At 57.0% G+C, this 15,502-nt stretch carries 9 protein-coding genes and 1 pseudogene; 7 read left to right on the top strand and 3 right to left on the bottom strand.

Annotated elements, in window-relative coordinates; genetic code table 11:
* Window positions 1–432 precede the first annotated feature (432 nt).
* Window positions 433–5,511: an autotransporter outer membrane beta-barrel domain-containing protein gene (locus FJU08_RS05295; protein ID WP_141147925.1), complete on the top strand. Its 5,079-nt coding sequence runs from the start codon at window positions 433–435 to the stop codon at window positions 5,509–5,511.
* Window positions 5,512–5,546: 35 nt separating this feature from the next.
* Here the strand turns inward: FJU08_RS05295 and FJU08_RS05290 are convergent.
* A pseudogene (locus FJU08_RS05290) lies at window positions 5,547–6,165 on the bottom strand (IS3 family transposase); the annotation flags it as partial.
* A 581-nt stretch (window positions 6,166–6,746) separates the two neighbouring features.
* Here FJU08_RS05290 and leuB point away from each other — a divergent pair.
* The 4 genes from leuB (at window position 6,747) to FJU08_RS05270 (ending at window position 10,925) form a co-directional block, all read left to right on the top strand.
* Window positions 6,747–7,862 (top strand): 3-isopropylmalate dehydrogenase, encoded by a 1,116-nt coding sequence (leuB, locus tag FJU08_RS05285; RefSeq protein WP_141147924.1) that lies wholly within the window; start codon window positions 6,747–6,749, stop codon window positions 7,860–7,862.
* A 189-nt stretch (window positions 7,863–8,051) separates the two neighbouring features.
* A complete protein-coding gene (locus FJU08_RS05280; RefSeq protein WP_181409755.1) occupies window positions 8,052–8,708 on the top strand; it encodes a phosphatase PAP2 family protein in 657 nt (218 codons plus the stop codon).
* A gap of 164 nt (window positions 8,709–8,872) precedes the next feature.
* Window positions 8,873–9,637 (top strand): phosphatase PAP2 family protein, encoded by a 765-nt coding sequence (locus FJU08_RS05275; protein ID WP_181409754.1) that lies wholly within the window; start codon window positions 8,873–8,875, stop codon window positions 9,635–9,637.
* Between the two features lie 256 nt (window positions 9,638–9,893).
* Complete coding sequence (locus FJU08_RS05270; protein ID WP_141147921.1) at window positions 9,894–10,925, top strand: aspartate-semialdehyde dehydrogenase; 1,032 nt, start codon at window positions 9,894–9,896, stop codon at window positions 10,923–10,925.
* A gap of 63 nt (window positions 10,926–10,988) precedes the next feature.
* Here the strand turns inward: FJU08_RS05270 and FJU08_RS05265 are convergent, their stop codons facing one another.
* Window positions 10,989–11,702, bottom strand: coding sequence for an aspartate/glutamate racemase family protein (locus FJU08_RS05265; protein ID WP_141147920.1), 714 nt, complete (start codon window positions 11,700–11,702; stop codon window positions 10,989–10,991).
* Window positions 11,699–12,406, bottom strand: coding sequence for a GntR family transcriptional regulator (locus tag FJU08_RS05260; RefSeq protein WP_141147919.1), 708 nt, complete (start codon window positions 12,404–12,406; stop codon window positions 11,699–11,701). The genes FJU08_RS05265 and FJU08_RS05260 overlap by 4 nt, the downstream gene beginning before the upstream one ends.
* Window positions 12,407–12,518: 112 nt before the next feature.
* Between FJU08_RS05260 and FJU08_RS05255 the strand changes: the two genes are divergently transcribed.
* Window positions 12,519–14,222 carry a thiamine pyrophosphate-binding protein gene (locus FJU08_RS05255; protein WP_141147918.1) on the top strand — a complete coding sequence of 568 codons (1,704 nt, stop codon included), beginning with the start codon at window positions 12,519–12,521 and terminating at the stop codon, window positions 14,220–14,222.
* Window positions 14,223–15,473 (top strand): NAD(P)/FAD-dependent oxidoreductase, encoded by a 1,251-nt coding sequence (locus FJU08_RS05250; protein WP_141147917.1) that lies wholly within the window; start codon window positions 14,223–14,225, stop codon window positions 15,471–15,473.
* The last annotated feature ends 29 nt before the right edge of the window (window positions 15,474–15,502 follow it).

Here is a 15,502-nt window from a genome sequence, read left to right as displayed (position 1 = left end):
CTTGCCCGGCATGTCGATAAGATGATGCGGAGAGGCAATAATACCAGGAATCAATGATTTCACGCGGAAAGCAGAAACCCGCAAGCCGAAGCATATCGGCTGAAATCCTCAACCCCGCCAAAACGGGGAGGATTACCACCCCGCGAGATCATCTTCCTGGCAAAGCCCTGCAAAGTCATGCCGTTGTCGGGCGCGGGCATCAAGGGCTGGAAGCATTCCGTCCGCTATCGCAAGTCTATGAAAAGATATATGATTCATTTCATTTGAAAATATTTATCAGTTGATAATATTGTGTGTATTTATCATCTGTAACAAGTAAATATTGGGAAAAATAATTAAATTGACAATATTTTTATTCTTTAATAGGTATTAAACAATGATTCCGAATATTGTATTCGAAATAGATTCGGATTTATATCGTAGGGGGCGAAATTGAGCGTTTCAACAGACTTTAATATTATTTCTGAGAAAAGTACTACTTGTATTGATTTTTGTCGCCAGAAACGGAAGAAAAGGCGTCTGTCGAGGACGTTGATCTCCGGAACCTTTTTGTCGTTGATAACGTTGATTGAAATCTATTCAGCCAAGCCATCTTATGCCGATACGCTTTATTGGATTGGCACCTTGAATTATCCGACTGATGGCACGTGGGCCACGACAGTGGAAAGCTGGACTGCCACGCCCTACACCGGCACGCCGGTGAGTTACGGCGACATGGTCGGATGGCCAGACACAACTGGCATGACGGCTTCCTTTTCAAATCTCAATACTGGCGCAATAGCTGTCACTGTCTATGGTTCGGTGAAATTCGAGAAGATCCATCTGGATCAGGTTTCAGGCAGTTCAGGTGATCGCAGCTACAATTTCAGGCAAGGATCGCTTTCTATCGCCCCCGATACAGGAACAACCAGCTATATTGAGGGCTATAAAATCCCTGATCTTATGGTTTCTAGCGGGTTAAGTAGCGCTGTTATTATTGACGGGGTCAACACTGCTGGCGAGCTGGCGAATAATATTGGCATAATCGGCGGAGTTTCATTTTATTTTGGCGTTGACCAGCAATATACTGGGACGACATCAATTCTTGATGGAAGTACACTCTATTTTGGAGGTACCAATAATACATCAACAGTGCTTGGTGGAATCATTCTTGATTCACAAAGTACGCTCTATATTGATCTTTATGCCGGTGACAGCGGCTTGACCCCCGACAACGTCGTTTCCAGCGCACATTCAACGGATACCGATGCATTGTTGCAGGTGGTCGGCAGCTCAACGGTGCCGACGTCGACTTTCACGATCGATTCCGTCAGTGATGACTATGTTGGCCTTACCGAAGTTAAACGTAATGTCAATGTCACTGGGACAGGGCGCATTGGTGGTGATGTTTCCTTCTACGGAGGAACCATGATCACAGGTACCGCCGGGACAACCCTGGGCCTTGGGACGTCGCTGACGCTGAACAAGGCGAGTTCTGCCTCGTCGGACTTTCAGTTCCTGGCAGATCTCGATCAGGCAAATTCCCACATACCTTTGGTCAGCACCGGCAATCTCACACTCGGTGGCGCTATAACCGTAAATGCGACCGGGGCATCAGGCGTTTACAACATTATTCAGTATGATAGTGGCAACCTCAGTGGAGAATTTGATCCGGCCGCGATCTCGATTTCGATTAACGGATCCGGATCAGAGCCGTATCGGCTACTCACGGATGGCGGCATGGTGCGGCTGGTGGCCCTTGACTCATCGACAGGGCAGATTTCGCAATACTGGAATGGTAGCGAGGATCCAGCCGATGGCGGCGTGCTGGTCGGCGGCAGCGGGACCTGGAATACGAGTCTGGCGAATTGGACGGATAGTTCGGCCAGCACCAACTCCGAGCGGATATGGTCTCAGTCCGTTGGTGTTTTCGGTGGTCTGAGTGCTGGTATCGTGACGGTCAGCGATGACCTGAATTTCGACGCGCTGCAGTTCCTCGAGACACCATCCACACCGGAAGGCTATAAGCTGACGGGCAGCGGCAGTCTCACCTTCAGTCCCTATTCTGCCGGCGTCGCGACAATTGATGTTGCCGCTGGGGCGAAGGCGACCATCGCAGTGGATATGAGAGATGGCAGCCTGGTCAACAGTCTTGAGAAGACGGGTGGCGGCTCACTGGTGTTAACCGGTCAGAAGTCCTTTTCCGGGGATACGAGGATCATTTCCGGTGCGCTCGTTCTTGGCGACAGTAGCGAAAGCGGAGGGCTTTCATCGAACGTGATCACCAGCACTGACACCACCTTCGGAGGATGGGGGAGCGTTGACGGTGATGTCACGGTCGTTGATGGAGCCACTCTTGTGAGCTCGCAACATCAACAGACACTCACAATCTCCGGCACATTGAGGCTTGAGGAGGGGGCAACGATTGCGGTCAACCTTGATGCCTCTGCACCCAATTCCAATGCCCTGTTTGCAGCAGAGAATCTCGTCCTTGGCGGCAATGGTTCAGCTGGTTTGACTCTGACCGTGGACAGTGATGGGCTGCCGCTGACGCAAGGCAACTACTATCTGATGACTTATTCAGATGGCCTGACAGGTTCGATCAAGAACATTGTTCCATATGTCACAGTGGCCGCCTCGTCCGAGGTGAATATTGTTGATCTGCCGACGGGGAACATCTATCTGAGTGTCTCGGGACCGGATATGCTCTATTGGAATGCTGATAGTCGCGGCTCCACGCTTGTCGGCGGGGATGGCATATGGAATATGTCGAACGACAATTGGACCGACGACCCTCCGGGGAGCTATTCATCATGGGCGTCGGGTGCGGTCGCTGTTTTTGCAGGCACGACTGCCGGGACAGTGCAGATTGATGCCGGTGCCAATCCTGTTTCCGTCAGCGGCCTTCAATTCGCAACCGATGGTTATATCATAGATGGCGATAGCCTAACCCTGACGCCCCAGTCCGGAGCCAGCTATGTTGAAATTGCGGTGAACCAGCCGAATGCGCCTGCTGGCTCCATTTCCGCGACAATCAACAGCGTGCTTGCAGGAACTGCAGGCATCTACAAGACGGGTTCAGGGCAACTCACCTTGACAGGGCAAAATGAGTATGTCGGCGGAACCTTCATCTCTGCTGGCATCCTTGCTGTTGAACAGGATAGCAATCTCGGCGCTGCAGCTGGCAGCGTGACCCTCGATGGCGGAACATTGCAGATTTCAACTGGCTTCTCAACAGCAAGGGATGTTTTGCTTGGCAGTGGCGGTGGAACGATTGCCGTCCTGAGTGGAACTCAAGTTCTGGCCGGTTCTGTCGATGATATTGCGACTGCTTCCGGCGCCTTGGTCAAGACGGGTGATGGTACGCTGCAACTTGACCATGCCAATGGTTATTCGGGCGGGACATTCGTTCTCGGCGGACGCCTGCTGGTCTCCGACGATGCAAATCTCGGCGATGCTGCTGGTAGTATTACCCTGAACGGGGGGACGTTGGCAATCACGCAGGGCTTTGACACGTCACGCTCTTTTGCGCTCGGTGGCAGTGGTGGCACGATTGAAGTGGCGGCCGGAAAGCAGGTTCTGTCCGGCGTTCTCTCTGATGTCGCATCGGAAAGCGGCAGCCTGGTGAAGACCGGAAATGGCTCTTTGGTGTTGACCGCAATGAACAGCTATTCGGGTGGAACGACGATTGCGGCAGGGGAGCTTCAGCTCGGTGATGGCGCCCATGACGGTGCCATCTCTGGTGATGTTGACGTTAAGGCGGGGGCCAAATTCAATGTTCTGGACCTGGGCACATTCGACTATGCAGGTCAGCTTTCCGGTGAAGGCGCATTCAATCTAAGTGGATCAGGAACGACAACGCTGACCGGAGACAGTTCGGCTTTTGAGGGCATAACAACGGTAGCAGACGGATTGTTGAACGTTACTGGCCGTCTTGGAGGATCCATTTTTGTACCATCCGGCATTCTCGGAGGTTCCGGTTCGCTCGGTGACGTTAGCATCGGCAGCGGCGGTTCAATCATTGTTGGCACCACGACCGATGCGACTACGATGAGGACCGGCTCGCTCGATTTTGCTTCTGGATCAAGTCTTTACGTTAACTGGAATGAGGATGGCACGCATGATGAAATTATCGCCAGTGATGCTGTTTCGATAGCTGGTGGTACTGTTTATCTGACAACCAACGGCAAGGGATTCAGTGAAGGTGAGCAGATCACGATTATCTCTTCGTCCGCGTCGGTCACCACAACAGACGGTGACGGCGATGGTACCCTCGGCTTTGACCGAGAGGCGAAGATGGATTCAGCCTATCTGACCGCAGATGTCGCATATACCGATTCGACTGTATTGCTTTATATTTCGCAGATCGGCGACGGCACATTTTGCCTTGATGGCATGACGGAAAACCAATGCAATACCGGTAATGGTGTATACGGCCTTGGACCAGACAATCCGCTCTATGGAATTATTCAGGGACTATCGGATGACGAGGCCGGACCGGCGCTCGATCAGCTTTCCGGAGAAATCTACAGCACCATTGACGCCGCGATAATCAATAACTCACGATATGTGCGCGAAGCAACCTCAAGACGCATCTATCAGGCCCAGCGCGATTCCGAAGTTCCCGGGCACTCGCAAGTCAGCAACTATGCCGATGAACCGGACTATCCGGCTGCTTTCGGACAAATGGCGAAGGCTTCAGACGAAAACCGCATGTTCTGGGCGGCGGGCTATGGTTCTTGGAACACACTTAAATCGAATGGCAACGCTGCGAAAATGGACAATCCTGTCGGCGGTATTTTTATGGGCGGCGACATCCCGCTATTCGATACGATGCGCTTCGGTATTGTCGCTGGTTATGGCCATTCCGACTATAAAGTTGATAGCCGGAATTCATCCGCCTCGAGCAATGATTATACCATCGGTCTTTACGGCGGCGGAACATGGGATGCGGTCGATGTTTCTGTTGGCACCGCCTATAGCTGGTCAAATGTCTCGGCCGAACGGCAGATCAGTTTTTCTGGGCTAAACGAGCAGGATGGTGCGGACTATAGCGTCGGCCTATTCCAGCTCTATGGTGATGTCGGGTATCGAGTTGATGTAGCGACAGATCTATCTATAGAACCATATCTTGGAGCGGCTTATATCTATCAGAATAGTGAGTCTTTCTCGGAGAATGGCGGAGTAGCGGCCCTGATGCGGGATAGTGCTGACAGGAGTGTAGGTCTGACCAATATCGGCGTGCGAACGGCATATGACTTGGGCCGTAATCTCGAGAATAGCCAGTTGGCGGCATCGATCGGTTGGCGACACGCCTATGGTAATCTTGATCAGGCGTCTCACATGCAGTTTGTCGGAGGAAGTCCGTTCGACATTGTCGGCCTTCCAGTTGCATCCGATCAAGCAGTTTTCACTCTGGGATTTAGTTCGAAACTGAATGCGCGTACTGATGTCGAAATCGGTTACACTGGTTTATTCGGTGATGGGGTTACCAGTCAGAACATCACGGGGAGACTGAGCCTCCGATTCTAGCACTGCTTTAGCAGAACTGTAATTTTCGGGATTGCCTTTCTATAAAGACGAACCAGTGTATCAAGCTTCCGGGGCGACGCGCGCACCAGAAATGCTGGTATCGGCAACAGGCACAGGCTTTCCCGGCAGCAATCGTCAATCACCGCCAGCGCGCGGAATTGGCGGGACCTGCCGAAGCTGTCCGACAGAAAATCGAGTGTCCAGCGGGCGTTGGCATGTGCGGCATCGGTGAAGGTGAGCCACGTGCGCTTTTGCGTCCACGCCCACCTTTTGCCGACAGCCCCTCTTCACGATAGAGCCGATAGAGCTTCTTGTGATTCATGATCATATCCTTGCGCTCAAGCAGGACGCCGATCCGGCGATAACCAAAGCGGCGACGAACATCGGCGATATCCTTCATCTCCTTACGGACTTCCGGGCAGTCCGGCGGGCGTTGTCGCCGGACGGTCTTCGGGTCGACACTGACAAGCCTGAAGGCGCGGCATTGCGAGATGTTGTGATCCGGCATCGCACGCAGCGCTGCATCTCGCTGCTTGCTCAATGTCGTCAGTTGTCTCCCGGGAGGTCCTTCAGCACGACATTGTCGAGCATCGTATCGGCGAGAAGGCGTTTGAGCTTGGCGTTTTCGTCTGCCAAAGCCTTGAGCCGGGCGGCCAGGAAAGCACGAGCGTAAAACAATCCATCATGCCTGTGCAGCATGCCGGAGATGTCCGCCAAGGATAGGGAACTCTCGACATAGATTGGGACAGGCATCCGTTCCTACAGAGGGGCAAGCCCGCATCGAATATGGTCAGGTGGTTACAAATCCGCGGATGAGAGTATGACAACCAGCGGTTCGGCCACCATCTCCAGCACTGTGTACAGGCTTCATCATTTGACCGGTCGCGTTCAAACGGGCTAGCTTAACTGCGTGCGGAAAACCTAAAATCGCTCATGTGAGATATGGAGAGGCACCGCAGAAACGCGGGTCGGATTACCTCCGGCCGGAGAAACTGACCCTTGTTCAGCTTTTGCGTCGTGGGCGGTCGAATTAGCGTTGCAGTGCGATTTCACGATCGGAATCACGCGCAGGCGTACCGAAGCGGCCCGCATCGGCTTGAATTGGGTCCCCGTGCAGTCTAGAACCCAGCCATGACAGGCCGTGCGGCTTATCCCCGGCGGCTTTTCAGAACAACAATTCAGCACGCCACCGGCGGGCGCCGCCGGAGGCCCATTATTGCTATCGGGAGGTGCCTATGACCAATCGCTCGCTTTTCCTTCTGCCCGGTGACGGCATCGGCCCGGAAATTACCGCCGAACTCGTCAAGATCATCGATTTTCTGAACCGCGAAACCGGTGCCGGCTTTGTCACCGAAACCGGCCTTGTCGGCGGCTCGGCCTATGATGCGCATGGTGTTGCGATCTCCGATGATGACATGGCCCGCGCAATGGCCGCCGATGCGGTGATCCTGGCTGCTGTCGGCGGACCGAAATGGGATGGCGTTCCGTATGACGTTCGCCCCGAGGCCGGGCTTTTGCGCCTGCGCAAGGACATGCAGCTATTTGCCAATCTGCGCCCCGCCATCTGCTATCCGGCATTGGCCGCCTCTTCCTCGCTGAAACCCGAACTGGTTGAAGGCCTCGATATTCTGATCGTCCGCGAACTGACCGGCGGCGTCTATTTCGGTGAGCCGAAGGAAATCATCGACCTCGACAATGGTCAGCAGCGGGCGATCGATACGCAGGTCTATGATACCTATGAGATCGAGCGTATTGCCGCCGTCGCCTTCGAGCTTGCCCGCACACGCGATAATCGCGTCGTCTCGATGGAAAAGCGCAATGTCATGAAGTCTGGCCTGTTCTGGAACCAGATCGTGACCCGTGTTCATGATGAAAAATTCAAGGATGTTCAGCTCTCGCATATGCTGGCTGATGCTGGCGGTATGCAGCTGGTGCGTGCGCCGAAGCAGTTCGACGTCATCGTCACCGACAATCTGTTCGGTGATATCCTGTCCGATGTCGCCGCCATGCTGACCGGTTCGCTCGGCATGCTGCCATCTGCATCACTCGGTGCACCGGATGCAACGACTGGCAAGCGCAAGGCCATGTATGAGCCGGTGCATGGCTCCGCACCTGATATTGCCGGCATGGGCATCGCCAATCCGCTGGCCATGATCGCCTCCTTCGCCATGTGCATGCGCTATTCCTTCAACATGATCACCGAGGCCGAGGCGCTGGAAGCGGCGATCGCTTCCGTGCTGGAAGATGGCTACCGCACCGGCGATATCATGGCGGAAGGCTGCAAGCGGGTGAACACCGTGGAAATGGGTGAGGCCGTGCTGAAGGCCTTTGCGGCCAAGCTGAAGGGCTGATCGGCTATTTTTTCAAAAGCGTTGCGGCCGGGGCTTTATAAATGCCCCGGCCGATCTATTTTGAAGGCTATGTCGATGTCCGATCGCCCCGCTTTTCCGCCCGGCCGTCCGGTCGTGCGGTCTGGCCGGTTCATGCCAGGCCCGCAACGGCGGATCAGGTTTGCCGCAACATGCTGGCCGGAATTTTTGTTGCCAGGTGCAACCCTGGTGGTGCTGTGCCTTGCCGTGCTCGACCAGCCGGTGGTCATGGCTGCCGACGGTATCCTGCCTGCCTTCCGCCAGCTTGCTGTCGCGCTCACCGATCTGTCGACTTCCATGTGGGTTCTGAGTGTCTCGCTTGTCTTTGCCTGCCGGGCCCTTGCCGCCAGTGCAGGGGGCGGCCCCCGAAGGCAGCGGGTTACGGCTTTGCTGCTGGGGCAGCAGGCGCTCTATGTCTTTGCCGCGCTGGCAAGCGCTGCGTTTGCAGCCAACATCATCAAGCGGCTGATCGGGCGGGCGCGGCCGGAGCTTTTTGACAGTCTCGGCTTTTTCCATTTCGGCGGTGGCCTTATGTCCTACGCGCATCAAAGCTTCCCGTCGGGCCATTCCACGGCGGCTGGCGCTTTCTTCATGGCGATGTCCATGCTTGCGCCGCGCTATCGGCCGCTATTCGTCAGCTTCGCCCTGTTTTTCGGCTTCGCCCGCATCGCTGCCGGGGCGCATTATCCAAGCGATGTCGCTGCAGGTCTTGTTTTCGGCGCCTGGGTCGCCTTTTGCATGGCGCTTCTGTTTTCACGATACCGCCTTGTCTTTACGCCAGACAGATCGGGCCGGCCGGTCCTGCGCCGGCACTGCCTGCCACATTGAAATGACACCTATTAATTGTCAGAATATTATGGCAGCAAGCATAAATTGCTGTAACTTCAATCTGTTGTTACAAAATTGTGCCAGAAGACGGTTGAGGCTTCAGTCGGGAATGTTCGATGCTGAAAATATTCCGGAACAGCGGAAAGCTAGCGCAATCCAGATGTGTGGATATCAGGATAAGCTGGCGTGGTTATCTGTTTTCGACGCTGGCGAGTATATTGCTGGCCTTTGCTGTTTTCGATGAGCCGCTTGGCCTTTCGCGGCAGGACCTGTCTCCGGTGGTGCTGATTTATGGCGCGTTCGCGTCCGGTTTCGGCAATTCTGCCTGGATCATCGTCGGCGCTCTTGCCGCCCTGCTCCTGGCTCTGGTGGCGTGGCGGCTGGCTGTGAGGCGACGGCCAAGGGCGCAAGCGCTGATTTTGGCACAGTCTGCGGTGTTTTTCCTCATCACCATTGTCGGATCGGGCATCACGGTCAATCTGATCAAGCGGGTCATCGGCCGGGCACGGCCTTCAGAATTCATCCATCATGGCATTTTCAGTTTCGAGCCCTTTTCCTTCAATGCCCATTTCGCCAGTTTTCCCTCCGGCCATGCGACGACGGTCGGCGCTTTCTTTGCAGCCCTTTCCTTTTTCCTGCCGCGTTACCGGCTGGCTTTCTTCATCGCGGCTGCATGGCTTGCGGTTGGTCGGGTGATTGTCGGTGCGCACTATCCGAGTGATGTTGTTGCGGGTCTGGCCTATGGCGGATGGTTTTCCTATGCGGTGGCAATTTTATTTGCCCGCCGGCGCTTGTTGTTCAGGCTCAACGATGGTGGTTTCCCTGTGCCGCGACCGGGCCTGCGGATCCTGAGGTTCAATCTATCTCGCCCTGCGTCTTCACGGTCAGTCAAAACGTATCTTGACTTGGGCGCGCAAAGGGGCCATTAGCCTCCTGTCAGAGGAAGCGTCCCATGTTTCAGGTGAATTTTATCATCGGTGAACGGATGAGCCAGGCAGAATATGCCGGGTGTGACTTCCCTGTTTCCGCTTTTTGCACAAAAACGGCCAAAACGACGACGAAAACCGTCTGATCGTCTCTGGCCACGCCGCTCTCTCCCCGGTCCGGCCGGGGACTGAAAGGCCGCTAAACCAGCGCCTTTCGCTCCAGCCCCAGCGAGGAGAGACTGAAAGAGAGCTGTTAGCCATGGGTTTCAAGATTGCAGTCGCCGGTGCCACCGGCAATGTCGGACGCGAAATGCTCGCCATTCTGGCTGAGCGCGGTTTTCCGGCCGATGAAGTTGTCGCGCTGGCCTCCAGCCGTTCGGTCGGCACGGAAGTGTCCTTCGGCGACAAGACGCTTCGTGTCTCCAACCTTGAGAACTATGATTTCTCCGATACCGATATCTGCCTGATGTCTGCCGGTGGCTCGGTCTCGCAGAAGTGGTCGCCGAAGATTGGCGCCCAGGGCTGCGTCGTTATCGACAACTCGTCGGCCTGGCGCTATGACGCCGATGTTCCGCTGATCGTGCCGGAGGTCAATCCGGATGCGATTTCCGGCTTTACCAAACGCAATATCATCGCCAATCCGAACTGCTCGACCGCCCAGCTGGTTGTTGCGCTGAAGCCGCTGCATGATTTTGCCAAGATCAAGCGCATCGTCGTCTCGACCTATCAGTCGGTTTCCGGTGCCGGCAAGGATGGCATGGACGAGCTTTTCAACCAGACCCGTGCCGTCTTCGTTGCCGATCCGATCGAGAACAAGAAGTTCACCAAGCGCATTGCCTTCAACGTGATACCGCATATCGATGTCTTCATGGAAGACGGCTATACCAAGGAAGAATGGAAGGTTCTGGCCGAAACCAAGAAGATGCTTGATCCGAAGATCAAGGTGACCTGCACCGCCGTGCGCGTTCCGGTCTTCATCGGCCACTCCGAAGCCGTCAACATGGAATTTGAAAACGAGATCACCGCCGATCAGGCCCGCGATATTCTGCGGGAGGCACCCGGTTGCCTCGTCATCGACAAGCATGAGGATGGCGGTTACATCACCCCGGTCGAATGCGCTGGCGAAGATGCCACCTATATTTCGCGAATCCGCGAAGATGCGACGGTTGAAAACGGTCTGGTCATGTGGGTTGTCTCCGACAACCTTCGCAAGGGCGCTGCGCTGAATGCAGTCCAGATCGCAGAGCTTCTGGTCGAGCGCAATCTGGTCAAGCCGCGCGCGGTTGCGTGATTGCTCTTCAGTGAATGACATCTGGACGGCCGGAGGGGGACCACCGGCCGTTTTCATTTGGCCTCAGCCATAGCGACGCGGCACGAGCGCGGCCTGGAACCAGCGCACGAAGGTCTCAATGGAAAAGACCGGCAGGCCGGTTGTTGCGGCAATATCGGCGGCATAGGGGATCATATTGGTGCATTCGAGCACGATGGCTCCGAGATCCGGATTATCGGATACCAGCCTTGTCGCCGCCTCGATATTGTCCTGACGCGCCAGATCGACATCCAGCTCCAGTTCGTTTTTCATCAGCACGCGGGTGAATTCTCGAAGCCCTTCGGTGGTGCCGATCGGCGTGCCTTCGGGAACGCCTGCGAGCGCCAGATGCTGTTCCGTCAGCGTCGAGCCGGAGACGGTGAGAATGCCAGCGCGCTTTCCCGGCGCCAGAAGCCGGTTGACGAGGGAAACCTGCATCAGTGACGAGGTCGCGACCGGTACGGGTACGGCAGCGGCCAGTTCGGCCTGGAACAGCGACAGAAACCCGCAATTGGTGGTGATGCCATCGACGCCATCGGCGACCAGTTCGCGGGCGGCCTCGATAAAGACATCGAGCAGGCCCTCCGCGCCCTGCAGCACCACGCGTTCCGGCGTTGCCGAGCGCACCACCTTGTAATGCACAGGGAAGGGCCAGGTCAGAGCATTGCCCATATCGCCCGGAATACGCGGAAACTGCGCCTCCAGCATCAAAATCCCGACAGACGCGCCATAGACCGCCTTGCCGCCCTTTGCCTTCATGATGATCCGTCTCCCGGTTCAAGCCGGCGTTCGGTCAGTTCTTCCGGGCCGGCAACATAGATATTTGAATAGCCTTCACGCACCGAGGCAACGATCTGATCCATGCGCTTGACCACGTGGCTGCGCATGGTGCGCGCCGCACTGTCAGCGTCGCGCCGCTCCAGCGCCTCCATGATCAGCCGGTGCTCACCTTTGGTGCGGACTACGGCGGCGGCCATGTCGACCCAGCGGATGAAACGGATGCGGTCATTGATATGGTCGAGTTCGCGGCAGAGTTCCGCATTGCCCGAAAGCGTCGCCACAGCCATGTGGAAGGCCTCGTCGGCAGCACTTGCCTCACCAATCGTGCGGTCCTCATAGACCAGACCATTCTCGAAAGCGCCGGCGCGCAGCGCCGCCAGATCCTCGTCGCTCGCCCGGCGGCAGGCAAGGCGCACGGCCGATTCCTCCAGGATTGCGCGCAGCTCGTAAAGATCGAAGATCGACTGGGCATCAAGGCTGCGGCAGAAAAAGCCCTTGCCGGGGGAAAAATCAAGCAGCCGCTCGGCGACCAGCCGGTTCAGCGCCTCGCGCAGTGGTGTGCGGCTGGCACTCAGCGTGCGGGCAAGCGCAACCTCGTTGACGCGTTCACCGGGGCGAAGCTTGAAGTTCACGGTCATTTCCTTGACGCGTGTGTAAAGCGCTTCGACACGGGTTTCGCTCAACGGGATCTCCTTAGAAACAGATCAAGGCCTTCCTTGACACAAGTCTGCAAAACCATCAACATGCAAAACTGTATACAGTTCAGCGTACAGAAACAAGTGCAGGAAAACACCGATGTCAGATACCACATTGCCGAACCGCATGAGCGGAGCGGAAGCCATGGTTCACATGCTCAAGGCCCATGGCGTGACCGATATGTTCGGGCTTTGTGGGGACACGACGCTGCCCTTTTATGATGCGCTGGCGAGGCTCGATCACGGCATCCGCCATTTCCTGACGCGCGATGAGCGTCATGCCGCCTATATGGCTGATGCCTATGCCCGTGTTACCGGTAAGCCCGGCATTTGCGAGGGGCCGTCGGGCGGCGGTGCGACCTATATTCTGCCGGGCCTTGTGGAGGCGAATGAAAGTTCGATCCCGGTTCTGGCCATTACCACCGATGTTTCGACCACGGCACGCGGGCGCTATCCGCTGACCGAGCTCGACCAGGTGGCGCTGATGCGTCCGCTGACCAAATGGAATGGTTCGATTGACGATCCGGCCAAGGTTCCGGCGATGATGCGCGCCGCCTTCAGGGCCATGACCACGGGCAAGCCCGGCTCGGCCCATATCGCGCTGCCCTTCGATACCCAGAAGGGCGAGACCGATCCGGCCGAGATCTGGGCCGATCCGCGCCATGCCCATTTCCCGGCGGAACCCTCCGGCCCCGATCCGGCGGCGATTGAAGCGGCTGCGGATGCTCTGCTTTCGGCGAAATCCGCCCTGGTGATTGCTGGCGGCGGGCCGGTGATCGCGGGTGCCGAGGCTGCCCTTCTGCGCCTTGCCCGCATGCTCGACCTGCCGGTTGCCACGACCGTTTCCGGTCAGGGCACGATTGCCGAAACCGATCCGCTGGCCGTTGGTGTCGTTGGCTCCAATGGCGGTGTCGCTGCCACCCGCGCCGTCGTGGATGCGGCCGATCTGGTGATCTTCATCGGCTGCCGGGCGGGATCGGTTACCACCGAGCGCTGGCGTTCGCCGAAGACATCGGTCCGTGTCATCCATATCGACAGTGATCCGCAGGTGATCGGCGCCAATTATCAGACAGAGGTGGCGATCGTCGCCGATGCGAAGCTGGCGCTGGATGCGCTTGGTGATGCCGTGGCAGCGCGCAAGCCGGCGCTGTCTTTCGGCGGCCAGGCGCGCGCGGTTGAAGCCTGGGCTGGCAAGCTTGCCGCCTTTGAGCCGCTCGCAGCCTCTTCTGAACGGCCGATCCGCCCGGAACGGGTGATCGCCACATTGCAGCGGCTGCTGGATGATGATGCGATCATCTGCGCTGATCCCGGCACGCCCTGTCCCTATTTTTCGGCGCACTACCGCTGGCGTGACGCTGGGCGGCATTTCATCACCAACCGCGCCCACGGGGCGCTCGGCTATGCGCTGGCCGCCTCGATCGGCGCGCATGCGGGCCGGCCGGATGTCAAGACAGTGGCCGTGATGGGAGATGGTTCCTTCGGCTTTTCCTGCGGCGAACTGGAAACGCTGACGCGCTACCGCATGCCGATCACGGCGATCGTCTTTTCCAACGCCACCTTCGGCTGGATCAAGGCCGGGCAGAATTCCGGTTTCGGCAAGCGTTTCTATAATGTCGATTTCGGCCGGACGGACCATGCGGCGGTTGCCAGCGCCTTCGGCATCAAGGCTTTCCGCGTTGAAGATCCGGAAATGCTGGAGCCTGTGCTTAAGGAAGCGCTTGCATTTGACGGCCCGACATTGATTGATGTGATTGCCCAGCCGCTGCATGAAGCAGCTGCGCCGGTCAGTGAGTGGGTTGCATAGATGAACGAAAAGAAGAGACATATCGGCATTGTCGGAGCGGGGATTGTCGGCGTCTCGAGCGCTATCTGGCTGCAGCGTGCCGGTCACAGGGTCACGCTGATCGACCGGCTGGGGCCGGGCGAGGGCACCAGCTATGGTAATGGCGGCGTGCTGGCCTCGGCCTCGATCGTGCCGGTGACGGTGCCGGGACTGATGAAGAAGGCGCCGGGCATGCTGTTTGACCCCGGCCAGCCGCTGTTTCTCAAATGGTCCTATCTGCCGAAACTGGCGCCCTGGCTGCTTCGCTACATGTCTCATGCCAATGCGCGGGATGTGGAACGGATCGCGACCGCCATTCACGGCATTGTCGGTGATAGCCTGACCGAGCATCAGGCGCTTGCCGCCGGCACGCCAGCCGAGCGTTACATCCGGCCGTCCGACTATGTCTTTGTCTATCGTGACCGTGCCCATTTTGAAGGCGACAATTTCGGCTGGGGTATCCGCAAGGCGCATGGCATCCATTGGGATGAGCTGGAGGGCGACAGGTTTACGGCCTATGACCCGGTTTTCTCCGCCGATTGCGGCTTTGCCGCTCGCGTGCCCGATCATGGCATGATTATCGATCCAGGTGCCTATGTGAAAGCGCTTGCTGCCCATGCCGAGACGCAAGGGGCTAAGATCTTGAAGGCGGAGGTCAGCGATTTTACGGTCGAGAACGGCGCGGTTACCGGCGTTCGGGCTGGCGGTGAAACGCTGTCTTTCGACGATGTGGTGATTGCGACCGGGGCCTGGTCGAAGCCGCTTGCGGCAAAGCTCGGTCTCAAGGTGCCGCTTGAAAGCGAGCGCGGTTATCATATCGAGCTTTGGGAGCCCAATATCATGCCGCGCTCGCCGGTGATGCATGCGGGCGGCAAATTCGTGATCTCACCGATGGAGGGCCGTTTGCGGCTGGCCGGCATTGTCGAGTTCGGCGGTCTTGACGCTCCGCCCTCTGAAGCGCCGTTCCGGCTTTTGATGGATAATATCCGCGCCGCCATTCCGGGTCTGACCTTCAAGGAGAAGACCGAATGGATGGGCCACAGGCCAGCGCCTGCCGATAGTATTCCGCTGATCGGGGCGGTTCCGAAGAAAAAAGGTGCCTGGCTCGCCTTCGGTCATCATCATATTGGCTTGACGGGCGGCCCGAAGACAGGAAGGCTGCTGACGCAAATTCTGACGGGACAAAAGGTTAATCATGACCTTGGCCGTTATGATCCGGCACGCTTCGCTTAAGATGAGGCGGCCAATAATTAAAAAAGGGG

This window comes from Martelella alba, from assembly GCF_006516955.1.
Classification (GTDB): domain Bacteria; phylum Pseudomonadota; class Alphaproteobacteria; order Rhizobiales; family Rhizobiaceae; genus Martelella; species Martelella alba.
The sequence above is the reverse complement of the archived record's forward strand: the minus strand, read 5'-3'. Positions and strand labels throughout refer to the sequence as shown.

Coding starts and splice junctions, on each gene's coding strand:
- leuB (WP_141147924.1), top strand. CDS start 6,747: ATGACCAATCGCTCGCTTTTCCTTCTGCCCGGTGACGGCATCGGCCCG.
- FJU08_RS05270 (WP_141147921.1), top strand. CDS start 9,894: ATGGGTTTCAAGATTGCAGTCGCCGGTGCCACCGGCAATGTCGGACGC.
- FJU08_RS05265 (WP_141147920.1), bottom strand. CDS start 11,702: ATGAAGGCAAAGGGCGGCAAGGCGGTCTATGGCGCGTCTGTCGGGATT.
- FJU08_RS05255 (WP_141147918.1), top strand. CDS start 12,519: ATGTCAGATACCACATTGCCGAACCGCATGAGCGGAGCGGAAGCCATG.
- FJU08_RS05250 (WP_141147917.1), top strand. CDS start 14,223: ATGAACGAAAAGAAGAGACATATCGGCATTGTCGGAGCGGGGATTGTC.